The sequence below is a fragment of the Nesterenkonia ebinurensis genome (assembly GCF_008711175.1).
In the GTDB taxonomy this organism is placed as follows: Bacteria; Actinomycetota; Actinomycetes; order Actinomycetales; family Micrococcaceae; genus Nesterenkonia; species Nesterenkonia ebinurensis.
Genome location: NZ_VWNF01000032.1, coordinates 183,801 through 208,507 on the forward strand (window position 1 = coordinate 183,801; position 24,707 = coordinate 208,507).

Here is a 24,707-nt window from a genome sequence, read left to right on the forward strand (position 1 = left end):
GACGCTCGACTGGACCTACCGACAGCACCCCATAACAGGGTCTGACGAGCCAGGAGTCTGCACAGATAAACGGGATTATCCGGAGAGTGCTGCACCAGTCTACGGCATGACACCCGAATTCACTGAATCGGGGTTAAACGGCTGAGGCCGGCACCCGTGAAGGGTACCGTCCCCAGCAGTGAGTCGGTCAGCTCCGGAGATCCCACCAGTAGGCCATGCCTCGTTCGCTCGCTTCCCGCGAGCCACCATGCCGCGGATCCCCGGCTCGCCCCCTTTGACCGCCACCTATTCGGCAGAACCTCTTATTCAGCTCTGCGGAGGATGAGGGGGCTGCCCCGGCTGCGGAGGCGGGGGCGGAGTGCCGCCCTGCTGTCCGTGCTGAGGGGGCTGCGGCGGCGGTCCCGGCTCTGCCGAGGGAGCAGACGGCGGCGGCTGCTGGGGCTGCTGCGGATATCCCGGCTGTTGGTAGTGGACAGGCTGTGGCTGGTAGCCACCCGGCTGGCCCTGCTGGGGATAACCCTGCTGGGGCTGCTGCGGGTAGCCGCCCTGTTGCTGGGGCTGCTGAGCGCCGGCGGACTGGAACTGCTTGGCCGAGGCGTTCTTGGTGCCGCTGAGCAGGCCTTTCAGCGCTGGCGGGAAGGCATTGACCACAAACGGTGCCATAAACCGGCTGAGCACCTCTACCACCACACCGCCTAACATGAACACCGAGAAAGTCCACCAGGAGGGGCCGAAAGAGACATCACCGGCGGGTACGAACGGGATAAAGCCGCCGAAGTTGATCTCCATGCTGATCCGGCCGAAGAGCGAGGCGATGATGCCGGCTGCAGCAAAGGCCAGCGGCAGGGTAAGCCAGGACAGCGGGTTCCCCAAGGCACGGTTGTCGCGGGCTAGAGCCCAGCTGAAGGAGGCCAGCACCAGGGCGATCACGGTCAGCAGCACCAGAAGCAGGATGACCCACCAGGGGAAGAGGTTATCGGTCCACAGGTTCAGGGTCTCCCGGTAGGTGGTGTTCCCTTCGGTGGCTGCCACCGTGACACCGCCTATGTGGGAGAGCGTCACACTGCCGAAGGCCACCATCGGCACACCTAGCCAGAGCAGCAGCACGATGAGGAACAGGCCTTCCTCCACCCCACCCCAGATGATGGTGGTGATCAGCACAGGCACTGCGATGGTCAGGAAGTGGATGACCACTGCGCGTGGGGCCTGCCGTGCGGAGGGCAGCACCTTGTTCATCGCGGTGGTGACCTTGCCGGAAGCATCAGCTGGTGAGACCACCAGCAGGGCAACCACCAGGTAGACCAGCAGGGAACCGAAGAACAGAGCCACACCAGTGGCACCAAGTGCTGCGCCGTCCTGCCGGAAGGTCAGGGCGAAGGTCAGCAGCAGGGTGATCAGGGACAGCCCCAGGGAGAGTCCCGCAACCACCAGCAGCTTAGCGCCCCAGCCCAGGGAGACCGGGTGGTTCGCCGGGTCCTTCTTCTGCTTCACCGAGGCCCAGCGACGTCCGATCCATACAGCCACACCGATGGCCACGCCCACCACGAAGAGGTTGGGGGCCCACAGGGCGAAGAAGGCGTCTCCACCCTCTGAAGCGCGCAGGGTGCCGAAGAGCCACATGGCGGTAAACTGGAAGGGCAGGGTGATGAAAGCCCAGACGGTGGTGGCATCCCCAGTTCCGGTAAGATCCCCGAAGTCGCCGCCGTCGCTGACTGCGCCAGCGATCAGGGTGAGGATCACCATCAGAAGGGCAAAGACGAAGAGCACACCATAGGTGATGCCCTGAGCGATGAGCACGGTGAGGATATGAGGCAGCCGCACAGCCTTCAGGAACTCAGGGACGGAGACCTCCGGGGAACCGTCCTGCCCCTGGTTCGGGTAGCCCTGCTGCGGCGGGTAGCCAGGCTGCTGATAACCCTGCTGCGGGTACTGCTGCCCCGGCTGGCCTTGTGCCGGATAGCCGACGGGCTGCTGCTGATACTGGCCCGGCTGCTGATGGGCGGGTGGCTCTGCAGAGAACTCGGGACCTGGAGCTGAAGGCTGGGACGGAGCAGCGTACTGAGGCTGCTCCGGTTGTTCCGGTTGTTGTGGCGCAGGCGACTCCTGACGCGGTACCGGCGGTACCGGCGGCTGCTGCCCTCCCTCCGGCGGTGGAGGTGGGGCGGCGTCGCCCCGGTCAGGCTGCTGCGGCTCTTCGTTGTTCCCCGTGTTCTCGCTCACGGACCGGTCCTCCCGTTCGTTGTCACGCTGCACGTGTCAGGAGCGTAGTCACACACCCGACAGTCAAGCTCTACCCTACGCAATGGTCTGCAGGTCAGACGAACCGCTGCCTGAGGTCTTACCCATCAATGTTCTGCTGCTCCGCAGAGAGGGTGGTGGAGGGTCCGTGGCCGGTGTTGACTATGGTCTCAGCCGGCAGGGCGAAGAGCGTGGTACGGATCGACTCCACGATGGTGTCATAGCTGCTGTAGGACCGGCCGGTGGCACCTGGTCCGCCCTGGAACAGGGTGTCGCCGGAGAACAGCACGGGGGCCTCCCCGAGATCCTCGGAATAGAAACAGGTAGAACCGGGCGAGTGCCCCGGGGTATGCAGTGCCCGCAGCACAGCCCCAGCCACTTCGAAAGTGTCGCCGTGGGCAATCTCGGCGTCAGGGGCGAGGGCGTCATGCACCTGGTCCCAGAGCACACGGTCCTCGGGATTCAGATGGATCTGCCCGCCGATGCGCCCCTTGACCTCGAGCACCTGACGGATGTGGTCGTCATGGCCGTGGGTGAGCAGGATGGCGACCACACGGCGGCCGCCCACCGCCTTGGCTACCTTCTCCGCACTGTGAGCGGGGTCGATGACGATCACCTCAGTGTCATCGCCGATGATCCAGACGTTGTTGTCCACCTCCCAGGTGCCGCCGTCCAGGGAGAAGGTTCCGGAGGTCTCCAGGTGTTCGATACGTGCTGTCATTAGGGGTGCTCCTTGGATTGGTGTCTGAGGGGTCCGGTGGGGCGGGTTCAGGCACTGAGCTCCACCACTGAGCGCAGCACATCGCCACGGTTCATGGTGTCAAACGCCTCCTGGACCTTGTCCAGCGTGGTTCGCTCAGTGACAAAGGCGTCCAGGTTCAGTCTGCCCTGCTGGTAGAGGTCCACCAGCATCGGGAAGTCCCGGGAGGGCAGGCAGTCGCCGTACCAGGAGGACTTCAGCGCCCCGCCGCGGCCGAACACATCAATCAGGGGAAGCTCCAGGGTGAACTTGGGGTCCGGCACCCCGACCAGCACTACCCGGCCGGCCAGGTCGCGGGCATAGAAGGCCTGCTTATAGGTTTCGGGGCGGGCGACGGCGTCGATCACCACATCTGCCCCGAACCCGCCGGTCAGCTCCTGGATCGCCTCCACCGGGTCATTCTCCGTGGAGTTCACCGTGTGGGTGGCGCCGAGCTCGGCGGCCTTCTCCAGTTTCCGGGCGTCAATGTCTACGGCGATCACAGTGGTGGCCCCGGCGAGCTTGGCCCCAGCGATGGCGGCAGTACCCACTCCGCCGCAGCCGATGACCGCCACAGATTCTCCGCGCTTGACCTCACCGGTGTTGAGGGCGGCGCCGATGCCTGCCATGATTCCGCACCCCAGCAGGCCTACTGCGGCGTTGGCAGAGTCTGGCACATCATCGATCACGGTGCACTGCCCGGAGTGGACCAGGGTCTTCTGCGCGAAGGCGCCGATGCCCAAGGCTGCCTCGAGCTCGGTGCCGTCGGTCAAGGTCATCTTCTGAGCGGCGTTATGGGTGTTGAAGCAGTACTTCAGCTCGCCCTTCTGGCAGGCCCGGCACTCCCCGCAGACTGCCCGCCAGTTCAGGATGACCTTATCGCCGACCTTGACGTTGGTGACGCCCTGGCCGAGCTCGGCAACCCGGCCAGTGGCCTCATGGCCGAGCAGGTAGGGGAAATTGTCGCCGACCTCGCCCTGCTGGAAGTGCTGGTCAGTCTGGCAGACCCCGCAGGTGAGCACATCGACCACCACTTCGCCTGGGCCGGGGTCGGGAACGATGATCTCGGTGATGGTGGCTGGCGCGTTCTTCTCGGTGACGACCACCGCGTTGACGGTATGCGGCATGGCAGGTGCTCCTTACGTTTGTGCTGATACACGGGTTCAGACGCGTTCAGGGCTCTTATGAGGGGCGAAACGGACGAAGACTGCTTTGAACCCGGGGGTGTTGGACTCCCTGGCCACCAGGTCGCGGTGCACCAGAGCATTGGCCTCCGGGTAATAGGCGGCCACACAGCCGCGCACAGTGGGGTAGGCCACCAGGCGAAACCGCTCAGCAGTGCGTTCCTCCCCTCGGAAGACGGAGACGACGTCGACCAGGTCCCGGTCTGCAAAGCCCGCCTCGGCCAGGTCATCAGCGTGGATGAGGATCACCCGACGCCCTCCGGAGATGCCGCGGTAGCGGTCGTCGAGCCCGTAGAAGGTGGTGTTGTACTGATCGTGAGAGCGCATGGTCTGCAGCACCAGATGGCCCTCCGGGGGTTTGAGGTACTCCAGATCCCGCACAGTGAAGGCTGCCCTACCGTCCCCGGTGGCGAAGGCCCGGTGGTCCCGTGGCGGATTGGGCAGCACGAACCCGTGCTTGTCACGCACCCGCTGGTTGAAATTCTCGGTACCGGGGATTACCCGGGAGGCGTGGTCGCGGATCACGTCATACTCCTCGGCCATCGCCCGCCAGTCCACCAGATGCTCTGTGCCGAAGATCGCCTGGGCCATCCGGGCGATGAGCACCGGTTCGGCCAGCAGGTGGTCGGAGATCGGTTCCAGCCGGCCCTGGGTGCGGCTGATCACCGACATGGAATTCTCAACGGAGAGGAACTGGGCACCGCCGGGGTGCTTATCGTCCTTATCGGAGCGGCCCAGGGTGGGCAGGATCAGCGAGGTTCCCCCGTGCACCACATGGGAGCGGTTGGGCTTGGTGGAGATGTGCACGGTCAGCCCGGTCTTCTTCAGCCCCTTCTCCATCAGCGCAGTGTCTGAGTTGGCCATCGCCAGATTGCCGCCCAGGGAGACGAAGACGTCCACCTCGCCCTCGGCCATGGCGTACATGGCCCGGGTGGAGTCGTAGCCGTGCTCCCGCGGGGAGGTGATGCCGAACTCGGCGTCGAGCCTGGTCAGGAACTCATCCTTGGGCTTCTCCCAGATCCCGAAAGTGCGATCGCCCTGCACATTGGAGTGCCCGCGCACCGGACAGGCGCCAGCCCCGGGTTTGCCGAAGTTGCCCTGTAGCAGCAGGAGGTTGACGATTTCCTTGATGGTGTCCACCGAATGCGGCTGCTGGGTGATGCCCAGCGCCCAGCAAAAGATGGTGGCTCGGGATTGGGCCAGCAGCTCGGCAGCGTGCTCAATCTGTGCCCGGGTGAGTCCGGTGGCCTCTTCGATGACTTCCCAGTCCATGGTGGCGCGGGCGTCCTCGTACTCCTTGAACCCACTGGTGGAGGAGGCGATGAACTCCCTATCCAGTACGGTGCCGGGATTGGCTTTCTCCTTGGCCAGCAGCAGGTGGCCAAGGGCTTGGAAGAGCGCCTGGTCGCCGCCGACCTTGATCTGCAGGTACTCATCAGTGATCCGTTCCCCGCCGCCGGCCAGGCCCTTGAGGGTCTGCGGGTCCTTGAACTTCAGCAGGCCGGCCTCGGGCAGCGGGTTGACCGCGATGACCCTCCCGCCGTTCCTGCGGCATTCGGCCAGCGAGCTGAGCATCCGGGGGTGGTTGGTGCCGGGGTTCTGGCCGACCACGAAAATCAGCTCTGCAGCCTCCAGGTCCTCCAGCGAGACGGTGCCCTTGCCGATACCAATGGTGGGGGTCAGGGCGGTGCCGGAGGACTCGTGGCACATATTGGAGCAGTCCGGCAGGTTGTTGGTGCCCAGAGAGCGGGCCAGCAGCTGATACATGAACGCGGTCTCGTTGGCGGTGCGCCCGGAGGTGTAGAACACGCAGCGCTCCGGCGTGGTGGCCCGGACGTGTTCGCCGATGAGTTCGAAGGCCTCCGCCCAGCTGATCGGGGTGTAGTGCCCTTCACCCTCACGGATGACCATGGGGTGGGTGATCCGGCCGGACTGACCCAGCCAGTACTCGGTCTTCTGCTCGAGTTCGCTGATCGGGTGCCGGGCCCACCATTCGGGGGTGACGATGCGCTGGGTGGCCTCCTCGGCCAGGGCTTTGACCCCGTTCTCGCAGAACTCGAGGCGTTTGCGGTCCCCGGTGGTGGATTCCGGCCAGGCGCAGCCGGGGCAGTCCACCCCTCCGGGCTGGTTGACCCGGGACATCGAGCGCAGGGTGCGCGAAATCCCGGCCTGGCGCAGCCCCCGGTCAACGGAGACCTGCACGGCTTTCAGTCCGGCCGCATGCTCCTTGGGACCACGGACCTCCAGGGAGTCCTCGTCGATATCGCTGAACCGGGCTTCTCTGCCGCGCACATCAGGCATTCTTCAAGTGTTTCACATCACACAGTGCTAGTCCCGCGGTCACGCACATGTCGCGGCCGCTCTGGCTCGGCTTGCGCCGAGCTTGGCACCATAAAGTCGGCTCTGCGCTTCGCTAGAGCCTGACCCGCTGGCGATGTGTATAGATATTGAGGCTGTTGCCCCGGGAGAAGCCAGCCAGGGTGAGCCCGGCGGACTCGGCGAGCTCCACAGCCAAGGACGACGGCGCCCCCACTGCGCTGAGCAGTTCAATCCCGGCCAGTGCCGCCTTCTGCACCAGTTCAAACGAGGCCCGCCCGGAGACCTGCAGGGCGCTGCCGGACAGCGGGAGTCTGCCGTCAAGCAGAGCCCGGCCCACCACTTTGTCCACGGCGTTGTGCCGCCCGACATCCTCACGCAGGATCAGCAACTGGCCTTGGCCGGCGAACAGTCCGGCAGCGTGCACCCCACCGGTGGTCTCGAAGATCTCCTGGTTGGCCCGTAGGGTGTCGGGAAGCTGAAGGAGGGTTTCCGCGCTGAGGCTCAGCTGCGGTTCCGGGGGTTGTTCCGGCAGTGCTTTGTGCACCGCCTCGATGCTGGTGGTTCCACAGATCCCACAGGCTGAGGAGGTCACGGTACGCCGGCGTGCGCTGAGGGCGGCCTGCACCAGGGCGGGGTCCAGGTCCAGGTCGATCACGTTATAGGTCTGACGGCCCAGTTCATCGGTGCCGGAGCAGTAGCGGATACTGCGCAGCTGCTCAGCGGTGCTGACCAGACCTTCAGAGACCAGCAGCCCGGCGGCCAGCTCGAAGTCGTGCCCGGGGGTGCGCATGGTCACGGTGAGGGTCTCCCCGCCGACGCGCAGCTCCAGCGGCTCCTCTGCGGCCAGTACATCGTTGCGCGGCCGGCTGGTCACTCCAGCATCGGTGCGCTGCAGCCGGGTGACCCGGCGCCTGTTGGTCAGCCGTCCCATGGCAGCACCTCCTGGGTGGGGATCGGCAGGCAAGTGACCTCCTGGCCTGCAGAGACACCTTCTGTGGGTACGACGGCGAGCGCTTGAGCATGTGCCAGCCCGCGCATCATATGCGGGCGGTGGTGGGCGCTGGGATGCACGCCGCCTGGGGTGGTCACTGGGAGTAGCCGAGTGCCGCGGCGGGCCGGCTCCAAAGGCTGGGCGGCAGGCAGGCTCAGCTGTCTGCGGGTGAGCGGGTCTGGGGCGCCAGCCAGCGCGTCGATGAGCACTTGGCCCACCGCGATCAGTGCGGCATAGCCGGCCAGTGGATTTCCGGGTAAGGCCAGTACCAGGGTGCCCTGCGGCAGCCTGGCGAGGGTCATCGGGTGGCCGGGGCGCATGTCCACCGCCGGGATCAAGATTTCAGCATCTGCTTCGGCGAGCGCCGGCCTGACCGGATCGGCCGCCGAATGCTCGGTGCCGCCCACGGTGAGCACGATGCTGGCCTCGGCTGCTGCGAAGGCAGCAGTAAGGGCTGCGGCGTCGTCCTGGTTTCTGGAGACAGTCCCGGGTGCCGCGCCCATGGCGGTGAGCAGGGCAGGCAGGGCTATGGTGAAGCTGTCGCGGACTTGGCCAGGGCCGGGCAGCCCGGTACTGATCACCTCGGTGCCGGTGGCGATGATCTGCACGGTGGGGGTGGGGCGCACCCGCACAGCGTCGTATCCGGCGATCGCGGCGGTGGCAGCCCGCAGCGGGGTGAGGCGCTGGGCTGCGGCCAGCAGCTCCCCACCTTGGGAGGCCTCCGCCCCGCAGGGGCGGATATTGCGGCCAGGAGTCAGGTCTGGGGTGTCCGGGGCAGCTCGGAGCCGATGGGTGGCATCGCTGTAGTCTGCGTGTTCGCTGCGCAGCACGGAGTCAGCGCCCGGTGGGATCGGGGTGCCGGTGACCACGCCGATCGCCTGGCCGGACTTCAGCGTAGGGAGCAGGTCAGCAGGGCTGGTGGCGCCTCCGGGGAGAATCTCCCAGCCCTGCTCAGGCTGGGGGCCGGACACCGCCCAACCGTCCATCGCCGAGGTGTCGGTGTGCGGGATAGACTGCCGGGCGGTTACGGCCTCGGCCAGGATGCCGCCGACGGCCTCGGCCAGCGGCGGCTCCCAGGGCCTCAGCGCCGGCTGAGCCGCAGCAATGCGGCGTGCTTCGTCCAGAGGGATCATGCCGGAACGTTCATTCTTCTGCCGAGTCAGCCATACCCTGGGCCGCGTCTCGGGCAGCCAGCAGCCGGCGGGCGACACCGGTGGCGGCATGCTGTGCGGTGCTGAAGTCGGCCTGGCCGGTAGCTTCGGCAAGCCCGGCCGCATAACCGATCAGGAAGGTGGTCATTGGGGCGGCGGGCCGGACCACGCTGTGTGCGGCCTCCCCGGCGATGCCCAGGATCGCATCGGTGTCCACCGGGGTGTCCTCGATCTCCAAAGCTCGGGCCAGCTCGGCCGCCCAGTCCTGCACAGCCTGGATTCGGTGCTGATCACTCATAGTGACCAGGGTCTCACAGTCTCAGAGATCCACGCCGAGCTCACCGGCGTCCTCAGGCAGGTCCACGTCCCGTCCCAGTCCGTCCGGGAGCACCGGGTGCACGCTCCGGGCCCGCCCCAGCAGCCAGCGCAGCGACTGACCGCTCTCCTCCCCCGGGGCCAGTTCCGATACTCTGCGCCGCAGCCAGCTTCCGGAGACCGCAGAGCCCAGCATTTGGAATCGTCCCGCACGGTCACGCGGGACTACCGCCTGTTCCTCCGCCGCGCTGAGCAGGGACAACCAGCCGGCCAGCCAGTCCAGCAGCGGGCCGGGGTCCACGGTATCCACTGCGAGCAGCAGCAGCGCGTCCTGCTGTTCCGCAGCCTCCGGCACACTGACTCCGGCACTGGGATCGGGAAGAGCGCGCACCCCGGCGCAGACTGCCGCTGCCGGACCGGACAGCGGCGGGGTCTCCCGGGTGAGCAGGAAGCCTTCGGGCAGGTGCCGGCGCAGGTGCTCACCACCAACGACGACGCCCCCCACCTGACGCTGCGCCAAGGCGGCGGTCCAGTGCTCCAGTAAGGTGCGACCGTGTCGAACCAGCAGGGCCTTATCCGCCCCGCCGAGCCGGGTACCGGCTCCACCGGCCAGCAGCACCGCCTGCATCAGTGCCTCCGGCTCACAGTCCGGCCAGTGCCCGCTCCAGATCCTCTACCAGGTCGGTCACATCCTCGATGCCCACCGAGAGCCGCAGCAGATTCTCCGGCACTGCCAGCTCTGTGCCGCGCACCGAAGCGTGGGTCATCTCGTGGGGGTAGTTCATCAGCGACTCCACCCCTCCCAGGGATTCGGCCAAGATGAAGAAACGGGTGGCCTCAGCCACCTTGCGGGCCGCGGGCTCCCCGCCGACCAGCTGAATGGAGACCATACCGCCGAAGTTCCGCATCTGGGCTGTGGCCAGCTCGTGCTGAGGATGGGAGGCCAGGCCGGGGTAGAGCACCCGCTCAATAGCCGGGTGACCCTCGAAGTGCTCCGCAATGGCAGCCGCGTTGGCGCAGTGCCGGTCCATCCGCACCCCCAGGGTCTTCAGGCCACGGGTGGTGAGATAGGCGTCCAAGGGCCCGGAGACAGCACCGACGGCGAACTGTTGGAAGGCGACTTTCTCGGCCAGGTCGGCAGCGGCGTCATCGGAGCCCAGCACCACTGCACCGCCGACTACGTCGGAGTGGCCGCCGATGTACTTGGTGGTGGAGTGGACCACCACATCGGCACCGAGCGACAGCGGCTGCTGCAGGTAGGGGGTGGCGAAGGTGTTGTCCACCACCAGCAATGCCTTGTTGGCGTGGGCGATCTCGGCCAAAGCTGTGATGTCGGTGACGGCCATCAGTGGGTTGGAGGGGGTCTCCACCCAGAGGAGGGCGGCGTCGTCGTTCTCTAGTTCGGCCGCGACCCGGGCGTGGTCGCTGAGGTCCAGGGGCGTGTTGGCAACCCCCCAGGCGGAGTGGATCTTGTCGAAGAGCCGGAAGCTGCCGCCGTAGGCGTCATTGCCCATCACGATCCGCTGTCCAGGGCGCAGCAGGGCGCGGATGATGGCATCCTCGGCGGCAAGTCCGGAGCCGAAGCTGAACGCGTGGTTGCCGCCCTCCAGCGCGGCCAGCTGCACCTGCAGGGCAGTGCGGGTGGGGTTGCCGGCCCGGCCGTAGTCGTAGCCGTTGCGCAGATTGCCGATGCCGTCCGGAGCGTAGGTGGTGGAGAAATGCACCGGCGGCACCACCGCACCGAAGACCTGGTCCACTTCCTGTCCGGTATGGATCGCGTGGGTGGAGAATCCAGGCTGTTCACTCATCGATGGTTCCTTCGTCATTAGCAGGGCCCGAGAGATGGGCGAGCAGGTCGTTGCGGGTGAGCACCCCGACGATATCGCCGCGGTCGGCCACCAGCAGAGTGGGGTTGGCCCGCAGTTTTGCCAGGATCTGGGGCACAGTTTCGGTGATGCCCACCAGAGGCAGGTCGTCGCGCAGGTGCTCGGCCACCGGGTCGTTGGGGTCGGCCTGGCCCTCGATCACGTCCTCGGAGAGGTGCTCCACGTCCACAATCCCGTAGACTTCGCCGATCCTGGCGATGCCGCCTGGCCGGTCGATCACCGGCACAATATCCACCCCGTAGCGGTTCATCACGCTGACCGCCTCACGCAGGGTGGTGTCCCGGCTGATCGAGATGACCTCCGGCAGGGCGTCGGAGAACAGGTCGCGTTTTGCGGCCAGCAGGTGGGCCGCCGTCGTCGTATTCGGGTCTGTGCTGCCGGTGCCGGGGGCCAGCGGTGTGCTCTCGGCGCCGATCACCCCGGAGGCCACGGCCTGGCTGATCTCCTCAGCGGTCTTCACACTGAGCTCAGTGCCGGTGGAGGTGGAGACCACCTCGCCGAAGCCGTGGTCGATCATCCACTGGTCGTTGAAGATCTTGGCCAGGTAGCCGCGGCCGGAGTCGGGCAGCACGGCAACCACCACATCCTCGGGACCCAGATCTTTGGCGACTTTCAGCGCGGCGAAGACGGCCAGCCCGGAGGAGCCGCCCACCAGCAGTCCCTCCTCGGTGGCCAGCCGGCGGCACATGGCGAAGGACTCCGCATCGGTGACCGCATGCTTCTCGTCCGGGATGGAGGGGTCATAGTTGGGGACCCAGACGTCCTCGCCCACGCCCTCCACAAAATAGGGCCTGCCCTCGCCGCCGGAGTAGACCGAGCCGTCCGGGTCGGCGACCACTACGCGGACCGGGCCCGAGTCGCGGTTGGCGGAGATCTCTTTCAGGTAGCGCCCGGTGCCGGTGACCGTGCCGCCGGTGCCGGCGCCGACCACCAGGTGAGTGATCTTCCCGTCCGTGTCGGACCAGATCTCCGGGCCGGTGGTCTCGTAGTGGGAGTTGGGTGCAGCCGGGTTGGAGAACTGGTCAGGCTTATAGCCGCCCTCGATCACTGAAGCCAGCTGATCAGAGATCCCGTAGTAGCTCAGCGGGGAGTCGGCAGCTGCCCCTGCAGGGCCGACGACGACGTCGGCCCCGTAGGCGCGCAGGACATCCCGTTTCTCCTGGGCCACCTTGGGCACGGTGACGAATACCGACCGGTAGCCCTTCTGCTGGGCTACCAGGGCAAGGCCGACCCCGGTGTTGCCGGAGGTAGGTTCGACCACCACGCCGCCGGGCTTCAGAGTACCGGCGGCCTCGGCGTCCTCGATCATCTTGCGGGCGATGCGGTCCTTGATGGAGCCGCCGGGGTTGAGGTACTCGAGCTTGACGAGCACTGTGGCCTGGATTCCCTCGGTCACATGGTTCAGGCGCACCAAAGGGGTGCCGCCGATCAGCTCGACGACAGACTGGGCATATTTCATGGCCCCCAGGCTACAGGCGCCCGGTCCCAGACCCCAGCCCTCCCGACTTCTGGCGCAATATACAGTACGGGCCTACAGTTACGGTCCCCCTCACCCTCCGTATTCGGTTCCGGCGGCTGAATTCCTTCACCCCGCTCTCTGCGCAAGCGCAGCACTGCTCAATCGCCTGCCCGCATAGCGGGCAACCCTCAGTCGCCCCGGGCATTGCGCCGCAAGCGCCGGATCTCACTCGGCTCAGTCGGGTCTCAGAACACTTTGAGCAAGCTCCGGTCTTCTCTCGACTCAGTCGCCTTGCCGGCGAATACTGCACAGGCTCCGCGAGTACAGTGGGCAGATGTGACGTATCTGGGCGAGCGGGTGGTGGACCTCGGGTCGCCCTATGATCTGGCCGGCACGCTGGGGGTGCTGCAGCGCGGGCACGGCGATCCGGCAATCCGCTTGGCTGAGCAGCGCGCCTGGATGTGCCAGAGGATGTACGACGCCGTCGGGACTGAGTTGGGTGCTGTCACCTACCGGTTTGACCAGGTCAGCGCCTCGGAGGTTCGGGTACAGATAGCAGCCGATTCGGCCGAGGCTCTTGAGTCTGCACTGGACCGCTCCCCGACCATACTTGGCTCTGAGGACGACTGGACGGAGCTGGAGCTTCTGCTGGACGCCTTGGGCGACCGGATCTCCACCACTCTGGCGCAGGTGCGACGCCGCCACCCTGGGGTGCGTCTGCCCGCCACCGGGGCACTGTTCGACCAGCTGGTCACCGTGACCCTGGAGCAGAAGGTCACTCATGAGCAGGCGCGGTACAGCTGGCGGAACCTGCTGCGGAAGTACGGTGACCGGCCTCCGGGATGGGTCAGCTGCGAGCAAAGCGACGCAGCAACTTCAGGCGCGAAGGCCGCGGCAATGCGGCCGAGAGCCGTGCCTGACGGCGGCCGCGACGTCGGGGACTCGTACAAACAGTCTGCCGTTTGTGCAGACCACGTGGGGGTGTGCGCGCCGGTGGGACCGGCGCTGAGACTGCCGCTGAGCCCAACCCAGCTCAAAGCTGTGCCGAGCTGGGAGTGGCACCGGCTCTGGGTGCAGCCGTCGCTGTCGAAGACTGTGTTGCGGCTGGCCGAGCGGGCGCACAGCATCCACCGTCTGGGCGCCGCGACCACGGTGGACGCTTTTGAGGTGGGCGAACTGGCCGAACAGCTGATCGCGATCCCCGGCATCGGGCAGTGGACTGTGGCCGAGGCACTGCAGCGTTCGCACGGGGCAGCGGATCTTCCAGCCGTGGGCGACTACCACCTGGCGCACTTTGTGGGCGAGGCGCTGACGGGTCAGCGCACCGATGACGCCGGGATGCTTCGTCTGCTGGAACCCTTCGCCCCGCACCGGCAGCGGATCATCCGTCTGTTGCTGCTCTCCGGGTTCCGGATGAGCCGGCTCGGCCCACGGCTTACACCGGAGGATCACCGCGAACGGTGATCAGCTAAGCCCCCGGCTGCCCGATTGGGCTGAATGCAGCCCGCAGCATGCGAGACGTCCGAAACGATTGAGGGCATCTCCGCCTAGCGGAGGCACCACCGGCACCCGGGAAAAGGGGGCGGCTCAGGACTCAGCGCTCTGCTGCTCGTCGATCTGCTTGTGGACCTCGTCCATGTCCAGGTCCTTCACTGCGGTGACCACCTGGGTGAGCTGCTCGGCGTTGAGTGCGCCGGGCTGGGAGAACACCAGGACCTTCTCGCGGAAGACCATCAGAGTGGGGATGGAGCTGATCTTGGCCGCGGCGGCCAGCTCGCGCTCTGCCTCGGTGTCCACCTTGGCGAAGGTGACCTCGGGGTGTTCCTCGGAGACCTGCTCATACACCGGGGCGAATTGTTTGCAGGGACCGCACCAGTCGGCCCAGAAGTCGATGAAGAGAATATCGGAGTCCTCCAGCGTCTGCTGGAAGGCATCAGTGGTCAGTTCTGTAGTAGCCATGGGCGCCACGATACGGGAGCGCTAGGCCGTTGTGGAGCCTTGGCGGGCATTAAGCGAGAGGCGAATCCGGGGAATAGTCCGCCCTCGATCCACAACTACACTGAGTTTTCACACCTGCATCAGCTTATAACCCGGTGTACTCATGAAAAGTCGGTGTAGTTGACCAGGAACGCCTGTGGCCCTGGTGCAATAGCTGAGCCCGACCAGGACTGCCAGCCGAAGAAAAACTGAACGATGTCCGCTTACCCGAAAGAAGTGTCAGGACAATCGCGGAACGATGTCCTGACACTTCACAGCAGTGGCGGGTGAGGGATTCGAACCCACGTAGGCAGTGCCAGCTGATTTACAGTCAGCCCCCTTTGGCCGCTCGGGTAACCCGCCTGGTTCTTAGCATCCGCGCAGAACGCACCGGACAACTTTACCGCAAGCTCGCGGCAAAACTCGAATCCGCCCAGAGCGTAGGATGGAGCGCAGATTCACTACCCGACCCGGAGGCTGCCGCGATGTCTGAGCTCGACGCCGAGGAGCTGGCTGCCCGGCTCAGCAATCGGACCCCGGCAGGCATCGCCACCCAGATCGGTGAGCTGATCGAGCAGAAGGTGCTGCCGGTGGATTCCCGGCTGCCCACAGTCCGCGATCTGGCCCAAGAGCTCGGCGTCAGCGTGGGCACCATCGCCCAGGCCTGGAGCCATCTGCGCGAGCAGGACCTGGTGGAGACACGACGCCGCGGCGGCACCCGGGTGCTGCCCAAGGCCCGGCGTCGGGCGGAGGACTTCTCCGGCCCCGGAGCGCCGCTGAAGAAGCTGGGCTTTCTGACCATCGGCCTGTTCGACCCCGCTGACCCCGGTCCGGGACACGAGTCCACGCTGAAGATCATCGAGCTGGGTGAGCAGCTGGGCTTCGACTCCGCCTGGCTGCGCCACCGGCATCTGCAGTTCGGCATCTCCTCGCCGGTGGCGGTGATGGCAGCCGCCTCCCAGCGCACCAGCCGGATTGAGCTGGGCACCGCGGTGACCCCGTTGGGCTGGGAGAACCCGCTGCGGCTGGCCGAGGATCTGGCCACGGTGGATGTGCTCTCCGGCGGGCGGATCAACCCGGGTGTGAGCGTCGGCGAGCCCATGCACTATGACACTGTGCGGGATGCTCTGTACCCAGACGCGGCTGAGGTGGAGGATTTCAGCAAGGTCCGGGTACAACGGCTGGCGGACTTCATCGCCGGTGAGCCGGTCCGGGAGTTCTCCGGCAAACAGGGTGTGGTGGAGGAGTTCTCCCGCCGCGTGGAGCCGCACTCCCCCGGACTGCGGGAACGGCTCTGGTACGGGGCAGGCAGTATCTCCTCTGCCCAGTGGGCAGGCCGAGCAGGGCTGAACCTGCTGTCCTCCTCGGTGCTCTTCCCAGCCGGCGACACCGAAGACTCACCTGATTTCGCTTCGGTTCAGGCCGCTCAGATCCAGGCCTTCCGTACCGCCCACCCGGCCGGTGAGAGCGCCCGAGCCTCGCAGGGCCTGGTGGTCATCCCCACTGATACCGCCTCCCGGGAGCAGGAGGCCAAATACCGCGCCTACGCCCAGGAGCGGCTGCCACGCACCCGCCAGCCGCAGCAGCTGGGGCCAAAGCGTGCGATGTTCGCCCCAGATCTGGTGGGCAGCTCCGATGAGATCGCCGATGCCCTGCTGGCCCACGCCGGCTATCTGGAGGTGGACGAGGTGGCTTTCGCTCTGCCGTTCAGCTTTGACTACGAGGACTATGTGCAGATCCTCACCGACATCGCCACCCGCCTAGCTCCCGCATTGGGTTGGCGGCCAAAAAGCTGAGCAGCATCGGGTGAGACACAAACATCAGCAATGTGCTGCCGACTTCAGGCGTGAAAGCCGGCGTCTCCCTGACGAGGCCCACACGGGTCCCCGACGTCAGGGGCCCTTGCAGCCGGCCGAGAGAGGCCACCTCACGGCGCGGGCGGCCACGGGACAGACTCAGCGCATGTTGACGAACTGCAGATCGGCGTCCTCAAAGTCCTTGAGCATGGCGATCACGGCCTGCAGGTCATCCCGGGACTTGGAGCTGACCCGCAGCTCATCGCCCTGGATCTGAGCTTTGACCGACTTTGGCCCCTCATCACGGATCTGCTTGGAGATCTTCTTGGCCGTGGCCTGATCGATCCCCTCCTTGATTCGCCCCTCGATCCGGTAAGTCTTGCCGAACTGCTTAGGTTCGGAGGCCTCATAGGACTTCAGCGAGATCCCACGCTTGATCAGCTTGGACTCCAGCACATCATTGGCGGCCTTGGCTCGCTCCTCGGCGTTGGCGGAGATGAGGATGATTTCCCCGTTCTGCTCCACCGAGGCCTCGGTGCCGCGGAAGTCGTAGCGCTGGGCAATCTCCTTGGCAGCCTGGTTCAGCGCATTGGAGACCTCCTGCGGGTCCACCTTGGAGACAATGTCGAACGTCGATTCCTTGGCCATGACAGGCTCCTTCAGTAGTCGGTCAGGTCTATCACCAGCTTACGTCCGATTGAGGCCAGTGGCGTCGTAGGCCGGTGTGGAGTCCTCCGAGGCGACTGATGAGCGCGAGCGAAGGGACGACGTCGCCCCCACCCTTAACATTCTGAACATAAGTCTCACTGCACTCCGGATTGTGTAAGATCATTTCAGCAGCGCGCATGCGAAGCCTCGCGCCAGGCCCCCGGGAGCATCCGGCTCGGCCGGCACCGCTGCGAACCGAGAACACGCACCGTGTGCTGTGCCGAGTGGTTCGCAGCCTCCTGAGAAGACGAGGCAGCTGAAGCCGTCGGCACAGCGATACCTGAAAGAAAGGACGCAGCCGCATGCCTGCAGTCTCCCAAGATCCCGCCCAGCAGATCCTCACCTCCCATGCCGGCTCCCTGCCTCGCACCCCCGAGCTCATCGAAGCCAATGCGGCCCGGGAGTTCGAGGAGGACGGGTTCACCCTCAAGCGCACCGAGGAGTTCGAGCGCCTGCTCGCAGACGCCGTCAAGGATCTGGTTGCCCGTCAGAAGGCACAGGGCATCACCGTTCCCGGTGACGGCGAGTTCGGTAAGGCGATGAGCTCACCGGTGGACTACGGCGCCTGGTGGTCCTATATCTTCCAGCGTGTGGAGGGTCTGGAGCTCACCGGTGAGGACATGTTCAACTGGCCGCACTACGAGTCCAGGCCCGGCGACGTCAAGCTCACCAATATGCTCAACCGGCGCGACTGGGTGAAGTTCAGCGAGGCCTACTCCGATCCCAGCTCCGGGATATCCACCGGTAAGACCGCCACTGACTTCCCTGCGATCACCGGTCCGCTGAAGTACAAGGGCCGGGAGCAGATCCAGCAGGATGTGCAGAACTTCCGGGCAGCGCTCGATGCGGCCGGGTATGAGACCGGGTTCATCACCTCCCTGGCGCCGGGCTGCGCCGGGCGGATCGCGGACAGCTATTACTCCAGCGAGGAAGAGCGGATCTACGCCTGGGCCGATGCGCTGCGCGAGGAGTACAAAGCGATCATCGACGCCGGTCTCATCGTGCAGCTCGATGATCCCTCGATCGCGGAGAACTGGGACCAGATCAGCCCGGAGCCTTCGGTGGAGGACTACCGGAAGTTCACCCAGCTGCGTATCGAAGCGGCCAACTACGCGCTGCGCGATCTGCCGGAGGAGCAGATCCGCTTCCACCTGTGCTGGGGCTCCTGGCATGGCCCGCACACCACCGACATCGAGTTCAAGCACATTGTGGACCTGATGCTGCAGGTCAATGCCAAGTACTACTCCTTCGAGGCGGCCAATGTGCGCCACGAGCACGAGTACACCGTGTGGGAGGATGTGAAGCTGCCCGAAGGCAAGGTGATTGTGCCCGGCATTGTCTCCCACGCCACCAACGTGGTGGAGCACCCTGAGTTGGTCGCCCAGCGGATCACCCGGTTCGCTGAGCGTGTGGGTAAGGAGAACGTCATCGCGGCCACTGACTGCGGCTTGGGCGGGCGCATCCACCGCCAGATCGCCGATGCCAAGCTCGTGGCTCTGGGCGAGGGCGCCGAACTCGCCACCGCCCGGCTCTGGTGAGGAACTGCAGCAGAATACCCGGCAGTTGTTTCATATTTCGCCGTTTTCAGGCGTTCTTTGAAACAACTGCCGGGTAAACGCGTAGGTGCCAGTCAGAGAACTCCAGGGCGTCCTCATTCCCAGTCCAGTGGGTCGGTCTGGAGATTGTAGTCGGACTCGACGAGGCCCGCCGCGGGGATTAGAGGGGGACTAGAGCAGGAAGATAAGTGCCAGCGGCAGGGCGATGAAAATACCCAGCACCCAGGCGAAGGCGGCCAGTTTGCGCTCTGCGGCCAGTCCGGAGAGCCATTCCGCACCCTTGAGCGGAATCTCCCGGATGCCGGGGATCCCGTAGATCACTGCGGTGCCGAGCAGATTGAAGAACAGGTGCACCAGGGCTGCGGTCAGCGCGATGGTGCCCAGGGCGCCGTCGAAGGCGAAGGCAGCCACCAGCGCGGTGATGGTGGTGCCGATGTTCGCGCCCAGGGTGAAGGGGTAGATCTGGCGCAGGCGCAGCGCACCGGAACCAGCCAGCGGGACCATCAGGGCGGTGGTGGTGGAGGAGGACTGGACCATCACGGTCACCAGCGCTCCGGAACCGATGGAGGTGACCGGTCCGCGGCCGATCGCAGTGTTGAGCACCCGCTGAGCCCGGCCCACCAGCAGGGCCTTGAGCTTACGGCCGATCAGGTTGATCACCGTCAGGATCAGGACGATCGCCACAGCAATCATCGCCACTCCTGCCCAGGCCCCGGGCAGCCAGCTGAGGCTGAAAGTGACCAGGTCGGCCAGCGGCGTCGTCGCCCCCTTCACCACAGTGCCAACACCACCGAAGATGACCGCGAGGAACCCAGCTTCAGCTCCGGAGAGGACCTCGGCGGCTGCAGTGGCCAGCCGCTCCAGCAGGCCGAAGGCAATCTCCAGGGGCAGGAAGATCAGTACGGCCAGCAGGTTGAAGAAGTCATGCACGGTGGCCGCGGCGAAACCACGCCGGAACTGGGCTTTGTCACGCACCATGCCCAGGCTGACCAGAGTGTTGGTCAGGGTGGTGCCGATATTGGCACCCAGGATGATCGGCACTGCGATACTCAGAGGCAGTCCGCCGGCCACCAGACCCACGGTGACTGAGGTGGTGGTGGAGGAGGACTGGGTCAGCGCGGTGGCCACAATGCCGATCATCAGACCGACCACGGGGTTGGCGGCGAATTCGAAGAGCTCAGCGGCCTGGTCTCCGGCCGCCAGCGAAAAACCCGCACCGATCACATTGACCGCAGTAATCAGCACATAGACGCTGGCTGCTACGATCAGCCAGTTGAGAATCGCGCTCGCGCGCGGGGTGAGCCGAGAGCCCCTGAGGTCTGGGACCCAAGCAGATTCCCGGGAATCTGAGTGGGCCACGTCAGGGAGGTGCAGTCCGCGGGGCAGATGGGGTGGGGTGGCCGCTTGGGGCTGGAGGCGGGTTTCGTGCTTCTCCGGTGCCGGCAGTACGGCCATCAGCTCTCCGTTCGCAGGTGCGAGGGCGGGTCCTCAAACAATGACTGGAGCGATCCAGTTGCTCTGTCTTCTGAACAATGACAGTTCAAAGTGAACTTCAGGTAAACAGACGAGGAACTATGCTCAAAAAGTCCAGCAGGTGAGGAAAGTCTCATGTAACCGAGTCTGCCCAAAGCGCCCTGATCTTCTCGCCGGAGCGGGGAAGAGCATGCCCGTAGAATGGCGTTGTTCTTAGTGAAACCGCTAGGTCATCGCACAAAGGAGCACCAATGCATCATCACAACGGGCGACTGCGCACCCTGGGCCTGCTGGCGTTCATGTTCGCCCTGGTGCTGCTGATCGGTGCGCTGGTGTCCTGGACCTCCGGGGAGCCGGTGTTCCTGTTCATCTTCGCCGGGATCGGCGTGCTCAGCGTGGCCTACTCCTACTGGAACTCGGACAAGATCGCTATCCGCGCTATGAAGGCCTACCCGGTCAGCCGAGAGCAGGCGCCGGCCCTCTATCAGATGGTGGAGGAGCTGGCCGCCCGGGCCCAGCAGCCGGTGCCGCGCATCTTCATCTCACCGCAACCCACTCCGAACGCCTTCGCCACCGGGCGCAACCCGCAGAAGGGCGTAGTCTGCTTCACCGAGGGCATCCTGAACCTGCTCACCCCGCGAGAGCTGCGCGCGGTGACCGGCCATGAGCTGATGCACATCTACAACCGGGACATCCTGATCTCCTCGGTGGCGGCTGCGGTGGCAGGCTTCCTCACCACCATTGCGCAGTTCTTCATCCTCTTCGGCGGCGGGCGCGGACGCGGCGGCGGGGGCGGTAATCCGCTGGCACTGGTGGGCGCGCTGCTGGCCATGATTCTGATGCCGCTGGCGGCCGGGCTCATCCAGTCGGCGATCAGCCGGACCAGGGAGTACGACGCCGACGCCGACGGGGCAGAGCTTGCCCAGGATCCCTTGGCACTGGCCTCGGCTCTGGACAAGCTGCAGAACGGCATCTCACGGATTCCGCTGCAGGAAGACCCCAAGCACGACGCGCACGCCCATATGATGATCGCCAATCCGTTCGGGCCGCGAGCACGCCAGATGTTCTCCACCCATCCACCGATGGAGGATCGGATTCAGCGCCTCAAGCAGATGGCCGGTCAGCGCTAAGCGCGGGAAATCCGGATCATGTCCTCGCGGGGAACGACCTTGACACGCTCGCGCTGCACAGAGCTGGACTCAGTGGCCTGCTGACCGAGGCTGAGCTCGTGCTCGTCAAGCTTCAGCCAGCCCTCCCAGGTGGTGTACTCCACGCCACGGGAATCCAGCAGTTCAGTCACTGCATCCTCCTCCGGGTGCTGCGCTTGGGGGAGTCTGTCGGCGTCGCTGATCAGGCAGTCGATGGTCTCCATGGCATCGCCCTTGGTGTGGCCGATCAGCCCCACCGGACCGCGTTTGATCCATCCGGTGGCATAGGTGCCGGGGATGTGCTGGCCCGCATCGTCGAGCACCCGGCCGGCCTCGTTGCGGATCACTCCGCGCTTCTGGTCGAAGGGAATGCCCTCGAGCTCGGAGCCGAAGTAGCCCACTGCCCGGTAGACCGCCTGGACCTCGTAGTCGAGGTGTTCCCCAGTGCCGGTGACGTTGCCGGTGCCGTCCAGCTCCATCCGCTCGAAACGGATGCCAGCGACCTTTCCGGTGCCGGTGCCGTCGCTGTTCTTGCCCTCCAGTATCTCCACCGGCTGGTGCAGGAAGTGCAGGTGCAGCCGGCGGGAGGCGGCAGGCTGACCCGACTCTTCACGCTCCTGAAGCTCGATGAGCCAGTTGCCCAGGGTGTTGACCATGGTCTTGATCTGGTTATTGGACTTGATGGCTTCATCGGAGGCCTCGTCGAAGTCGAAGTCCTCCTCATAGAGCACAATATCCACGTCCCGAGAGTGGCTGACCTCGCGCAGCTCAAGGGGGGTGAATTTCACCTGGGCGGGGCCGCGGCGGCCGAAGACGTGCACATCGGTGACCGGGGAGGTCTTCAGTCCCTGATAGACGTTCTCTGGGATCTCAGTGCTCAGCAGGTCCTCAGCGTGCTTGGAGAGCACCCGGGCCACGTCCAGAGCCACATTGCCGTTGCCGATCACCGCGATCTGCTCAGCCTCCAGCGGCCATTCGCGCGGGTAGTCGGGGTGGCCGTCGTACCAGGACACGAAGTCTGCCGCGCCGTAGGATCCCTCCAGGTCCACCCCGGGGATGTCCAGATCGGCATCCTTGATGGCACCTGTGGCGTAGATGACGGCGTCGTAATGTGCCTTCAGGTCCTCCATACTCAGGTCGGTGCCGATGTTCACGTTGCCCAGCAAGCGGATATCGCCACGGTCCAGCACCTTGTGCAGTGCCTTGATGATGCCTTTGATCCGCGGGTGGTCGGGGGCTACGCCGTAGCGGATCAGGCCGAAGGGCGCGGGGTAACGGTCGAACAGGTCGATGCTGAAGCGCAGGTCGTGCTTCTTCTGGGCCTTGGCCAGGATATCCGAGGCGTAGACCCCGGCGGGGCCAGCCCCGATGACGGCGACGCGGATGGGCCGGGAGTGGAATGTCTCAGACACTGTGCGGCGGGTTTCCTTTCGATGTGCGCGCTTTGATCTGCCTCGCTTGGGCGCGCGAATTTACCTCAGGACAGTATGCCTTATTCAAGAACGCGCTGGACCCAGCACCTTCTTCCCGCAGGATAGGCTGAAATCATGGCGGAGATGTTCCTGGAGAAGTTCAAGGCCCTGGTTCCCAAGTACCTGGACGACCAGTGGACGCCCCAGGAAGGGTACACCCGGGATGAGCTGGCGGAGCTGCTGGCTGACTCCGAGCTTCCTGACCGCACGCGGCTGCCACTGGTGCTGGAGGAGCTGTACCTGGCGCTGGGCCGCTGCGAGGAGATTCTGGAGGCCTACCACTTCATCTTCGACCCGGACGAGCTGGTCATCGAAGAGGGCTACCTGCTGTTCCTGGAAGATGAGGAGGAGCGCTGGGTCTGGGGCGTGCAGACCGCTGATCTCAAAGTGCCGGACCCGATCATCCACCGGCAAGAGAGGGGTCTAGGAAGCTCGGAGGACGCGAAGCGTTCTTCGAGAAAGAGCCCGAACGACAATGACAAGCACCAGTGGACCCCGGAGGGCGCCACGGTCAGCGAGTTCCTGTTCGACCTCCTCGAGTTCTCATTTGACGAGGAAAGCTGAGCATGAGGAACCAGCATCCCAACTACTCCTCTGCCCTGACTCGGCCCTGGGATAACGACGCCGCCGACCCACTCTGGCAGTCCCATGCCTCAGAGGACTATGAGTGCCCGTTCTGCCAGTTCGCCGCCGGGGACACCTCCGACCCGGGCAACCGCTGCGAACTGAGTGATCTGGTCTACCAGGATGAGGATCTGCTGGTGTTCATTGCCTGTGACGGGTTCGGACCGCACCCCGGGCACGCGATGATCATTCCGACCGCCCACCGGGAGGCGCTCTACGACTTAGAGGATGAGCTGCTGGCCAAGATCAGCATCTTCTCCCGGCATGTGACCCTGGCCATCAAGCTAGCCTGGAACCCGGAGGGCACCAGCGTCCGGCAGCATAATGAGCCGGCCGGGAACCAGCATGTCTGGCACTACCACTTGCACGTGTTTCCGCGCTACAGCGATGATCTGCTCTACCGACAGATCCGCCACCCACTGGGCGTGGAGTACCGGGCGAAGCTGGCCCTGGAGCTCAAAGCCGCACTTGATCAAGTTCTGGAAGCTGCGTCATAGGATCGCGGCGATAGGACTCATCCGTCTCTGTTGACAACGGCGTCTGCGAAGCTCAACAGGGCCGACTTCACGGTGGATTCCGGCAGCGGTGCGATAGCGGTTTTGGCCTTCTTGGCCCAGCCCCGAGCCACCGCCCAGGAGTCCTCGGTCACCGGATGCTCCACCACAGCCTGCACGGCCTCAGTCAAGGCTGTGTCCTGGCTCAGATCCCTCTCCACCAGGGCAAGTGCAGTGGCAGCGTCATCATTTTTGTCGGCTTCCCGGCGCAGCAGCAGCACCGGAAGAGTGGGAACCCCCTCGCGCAGATCAGTGCCCGGTGCCTTTCCCGAGACTGAAGGATCAGCAGTGAGGTCAATCACGTCATCGGCAAGCTGGAAAGCAATCCCCACGGCCTCTCCGTACTCCTGCAGACTGCTGGTGGTCTCCGAGGCAGCCCCGCCGAACAGTCCGCCGAGCCGGGCTGCTGCAGCCACCAGGGACCCGGTCTTATCCGCGATGACCTGCAGGTAGTGCTCATAGGGATCTTCGCCTGACCGGGGGCCCACCGTCTCGTGGAGCTGGCCCATGACCAGCCGTTCGAAGGTCTCGGCCTGGACCTTGGACCCTTCGTCGCCGAGCTCGGTCATCAGCGCCGAAGCCCGGGCCAGGATCAGGTCACCGGTGAGGATGGCCACCGAGTTCCCCCAGACCTCATGGGCGCTGGGGGCGCCGCGGCGCAGCGGCGCAGAGTCCATCACATCGTCGTGGTACAGGGTAGCCAGATGGGTCATCTCCATCACCACGGCCGCCTGCAGCACCCGCGGATTGATCCCCCCGCCGAGCAGCGAAGTCAGAATGGTCAGCAGCGGCCGGATCCGCTTGCCGCCGGCCTCAGCAAGGTAACGGGCTGCGCTGTTGGCCAGCTCATCAGTACTGGAGAGCGCAGCCAGCAGCTGCTCCTCTACTGCATCGAGCGCCTCGAGCACCTCGGCCGAGAGCTGAGGGTCATCGGCGAGCACATCAAACCCGGCTGGAAGCAGCGCTGGTCCCGCGGCGCCGCTCGGGGCCCCTGACGCCTGGGACCGGTGCGGATCTTTGATACGTGCAGGCCGTTTCAGGGAGTCGCCCCCGCTCTCGGCAGGCAAAGCCTTGCCAGTCTTCGCGCCTAAAGAAGCATTCGAATCGGTCATCAGAG

Annotated in this window: 21 protein-coding genes, 1 tRNA gene and 1 pseudogene; 7 read left to right on the forward strand and 16 right to left on the reverse strand. The window is 65.4% G+C overall.

What is annotated here, in order from left to right; genetic code table 11:
• Positions 1-306: 306 nt before the first annotated feature.
• The 10 genes from F0311_RS10290 to F0311_RS10335 all read right to left on the reverse strand — a co-directional run bounded on the left by F0311_RS10290 (position 307) and on the right by F0311_RS10335 (position 12,282).
• Positions 307-2,220: a hypothetical protein gene (locus tag F0311_RS10290; protein WP_150461847.1), complete on the reverse strand. Its 1,914-nt coding sequence runs from the start codon at positions 2,218-2,220 to the stop codon at positions 307-309.
• Between the two features lie 118 nt (positions 2,221-2,338).
• Complete coding sequence (locus F0311_RS10295) at positions 2,339-2,959, reverse strand: MBL fold metallo-hydrolase (protein WP_150461848.1); 621 nt, start codon at positions 2,957-2,959, stop codon at positions 2,339-2,341.
• A 47-nt stretch (positions 2,960-3,006) separates the two neighbouring features.
• The gene (locus F0311_RS10300) at positions 3,007-4,104 is read right to left on the reverse strand and encodes an S-(hydroxymethyl)mycothiol dehydrogenase (RefSeq protein WP_150461849.1); all 1,098 of its coding nucleotides are present in this window, start codon (positions 4,102-4,104) and stop codon (positions 3,007-3,009) included.
• Between the two features lie 36 nt (positions 4,105-4,140).
• Positions 4,141-6,462: an FdhF/YdeP family oxidoreductase gene (locus tag F0311_RS10305; RefSeq protein ID WP_150461850.1), complete on the reverse strand. Its 2,322-nt coding sequence runs from the start codon at positions 6,460-6,462 to the stop codon at positions 4,141-4,143.
• Positions 6,463-6,574: 112 nt separating this feature from the next.
• Positions 6,575-7,411: a formate dehydrogenase accessory sulfurtransferase FdhD gene (gene fdhD / locus F0311_RS10310; protein WP_150461851.1), complete on the reverse strand. Its 837-nt coding sequence runs from the start codon at positions 7,409-7,411 to the stop codon at positions 6,575-6,577.
• A complete protein-coding gene (locus tag F0311_RS10315; RefSeq protein WP_191089868.1) occupies positions 7,399-8,604 on the reverse strand; it encodes a molybdopterin molybdotransferase MoeA in 1,206 nt (401 codons plus the stop codon). Before F0311_RS10315 ends, fdhD begins: the two co-directional genes overlap by 13 nt.
• A gap of 10 nt (positions 8,605-8,614) precedes the next feature.
• On the reverse strand, positions 8,615-8,920 hold the full coding sequence (locus tag F0311_RS10320; RefSeq protein ID WP_150461853.1) for a DUF6457 domain-containing protein: 306 nt from the start codon (positions 8,918-8,920) through the stop codon (positions 8,615-8,617).
• A 21-nt stretch (positions 8,921-8,941) separates the two neighbouring features.
• On the reverse strand, positions 8,942-9,565 hold the full coding sequence (gene mobA, locus F0311_RS10325) for a molybdenum cofactor guanylyltransferase (protein ID WP_150461854.1): 624 nt from the start codon (positions 9,563-9,565) through the stop codon (positions 8,942-8,944).
• A gap of 13 nt (positions 9,566-9,578) precedes the next feature.
• Positions 9,579-10,745 (reverse strand): cystathionine gamma-synthase, encoded by a 1,167-nt coding sequence (locus F0311_RS10330; RefSeq protein WP_150461855.1) that lies wholly within the window; start codon positions 10,743-10,745, stop codon positions 9,579-9,581.
• Positions 10,738-12,282: a pyridoxal-phosphate dependent enzyme gene (locus F0311_RS10335; RefSeq protein ID WP_150461856.1), complete on the reverse strand. Its 1,545-nt coding sequence runs from the start codon at positions 12,280-12,282 to the stop codon at positions 10,738-10,740. The genes F0311_RS10330 and F0311_RS10335 overlap by 8 nt, the downstream gene beginning before the upstream one ends.
• Before the next feature lie 336 nt (positions 12,283-12,618).
• Between F0311_RS10335 and F0311_RS18070 the strand changes: the two genes are divergently transcribed.
• Positions 12,619-13,746, forward strand: coding sequence for a DNA-3-methyladenine glycosylase family protein (locus F0311_RS18070; RefSeq protein WP_191089869.1), 1,128 nt, complete (start codon positions 12,619-12,621; stop codon positions 13,744-13,746).
• A 123-nt stretch (positions 13,747-13,869) separates the two neighbouring features.
• Here F0311_RS18070 and trxA read toward each other — a convergent pair whose 3' ends face one another.
• Positions 13,870-14,241 carry a thioredoxin gene (trxA, locus tag F0311_RS10345; RefSeq protein WP_150461857.1) on the reverse strand — a complete coding sequence of 124 codons (372 nt, stop codon included), beginning with the start codon at positions 14,239-14,241 and terminating at the stop codon, positions 13,870-13,872.
• A 299-nt stretch (positions 14,242-14,540) separates the two neighbouring features.
• A tRNA-Tyr gene (locus F0311_RS10350) sits at positions 14,541-14,622 on the reverse strand.
• A gap of 122 nt (positions 14,623-14,744) precedes the next feature.
• On the opposite strand from F0311_RS10350, the pseudogene F0311_RS18510 reads away from it, so the two are divergent.
• A pseudogene (locus F0311_RS18510) lies at positions 14,745-14,972 on the forward strand (GntR family transcriptional regulator); the annotation flags it as partial.
• 12 nt (positions 14,973-14,984) lie between these two features.
• Positions 14,985-16,055, forward strand: a complete 1,071-nt coding sequence (locus tag F0311_RS10355; protein ID WP_223881286.1) for an LLM class flavin-dependent oxidoreductase — start codon at positions 14,985-14,987, stop codon at positions 16,053-16,055.
• Positions 16,056-16,214: 159 nt separating this feature from the next.
• Here F0311_RS10355 and F0311_RS10360 read toward each other — a convergent pair whose 3' ends face one another.
• Positions 16,215-16,703, reverse strand: a complete 489-nt coding sequence (locus tag F0311_RS10360) for a YajQ family cyclic di-GMP-binding protein (RefSeq protein WP_150461859.1) — start codon at positions 16,701-16,703, stop codon at positions 16,215-16,217.
• A 362-nt stretch (positions 16,704-17,065) separates the two neighbouring features.
• Here F0311_RS10360 and F0311_RS10365 point away from each other — a divergent pair, with 362 nt between their 5' ends.
• Positions 17,066-18,301 (forward strand): cobalamin-independent methionine synthase II family protein, encoded by a 1,236-nt coding sequence (locus F0311_RS10365; RefSeq protein ID WP_150461860.1) that lies wholly within the window; start codon positions 17,066-17,068, stop codon positions 18,299-18,301.
• Between the two features lie 189 nt (positions 18,302-18,490).
• Here the strand turns inward: F0311_RS10365 and F0311_RS10370 are convergent, their stop codons facing one another.
• Positions 18,491-19,774 (reverse strand): Na/Pi symporter, encoded by a 1,284-nt coding sequence (locus tag F0311_RS10370; protein WP_150461861.1) that lies wholly within the window; start codon positions 19,772-19,774, stop codon positions 18,491-18,493.
• A gap of 269 nt (positions 19,775-20,043) precedes the next feature.
• On the opposite strand from F0311_RS10370, the gene F0311_RS10375 reads away from it, so the two are divergent.
• Positions 20,044-20,922: a M48 family metalloprotease gene (locus F0311_RS10375; RefSeq protein WP_150461862.1), complete on the forward strand. Its 879-nt coding sequence runs from the start codon at positions 20,044-20,046 to the stop codon at positions 20,920-20,922.
• Here the strand turns inward: F0311_RS10375 and F0311_RS10380 are convergent.
• Positions 20,919-22,352 (reverse strand): FAD-dependent oxidoreductase, encoded by a 1,434-nt coding sequence (locus tag F0311_RS10380; protein ID WP_150461863.1) that lies wholly within the window; start codon positions 22,350-22,352, stop codon positions 20,919-20,921. The two genes, F0311_RS10375 and F0311_RS10380, sit on opposite strands and share 4 nt — an antisense overlap.
• A 135-nt stretch (positions 22,353-22,487) precedes the next feature.
• On the opposite strand from F0311_RS10380, the gene F0311_RS10385 reads away from it, so the two are divergent.
• The gene (locus F0311_RS10385) at positions 22,488-22,976 is read left to right on the forward strand and encodes a hypothetical protein (protein ID WP_150461864.1); all 489 of its coding nucleotides are present in this window, start codon (positions 22,488-22,490) and stop codon (positions 22,974-22,976) included.
• 2 nt (positions 22,977-22,978) lie between these two features.
• Positions 22,979-23,533, forward strand: a complete 555-nt coding sequence (locus tag F0311_RS10390) for an HIT family protein (protein WP_150461865.1) — start codon at positions 22,979-22,981, stop codon at positions 23,531-23,533.
• 17 nt (positions 23,534-23,550) lie between these two features.
• On the opposite strand, the gene F0311_RS10395 is transcribed toward F0311_RS10390, so the two are convergent.
• Complete coding sequence (locus tag F0311_RS10395; RefSeq protein ID WP_150461866.1) at positions 23,551-24,702, reverse strand: polyprenyl synthetase family protein; 1,152 nt, start codon at positions 24,700-24,702, stop codon at positions 23,551-23,553.
• Positions 24,703-24,707: the final 5 nt, after the last annotated feature.